General features: G+C 44.2%; 1 pseudogene. It reads right to left on the bottom strand.

The window, feature by feature from the left end:
• Positions 1-129: pseudogene (locus tag Q1B04_RS19980) on the bottom strand (transposase); the annotation flags it as partial.
• Positions 130-208 lie beyond the last annotated feature (79 nt).

A 208-nucleotide genomic window follows, 5' to 3' on the forward strand; every position in this document is an offset into this window, starting at 1 on the left:
GTCTTCCAGTGAGAGGAACCAATTCACGTTCAGGCACTCATCCCGGAAACTGCCATTGAAGGACTCGATAAAGGCGTCATCCGTTGGTTTACCGGGCCTGGAGAAGTCCAGTGTTACTTGGTTATCATAAGTGGAGTTGCTACCTTTGACTGGAGATCTTTTTTAAGGCAGATTTAACTAAATGCTTAAATTTGACTGTCATGGAAAG

The organism is uncultured Pontibacter sp., assembly GCF_947495565.1.
Taxonomy (GTDB): Bacteria; Bacteroidota; Bacteroidia; order Cytophagales; family Hymenobacteraceae; genus Pontibacter.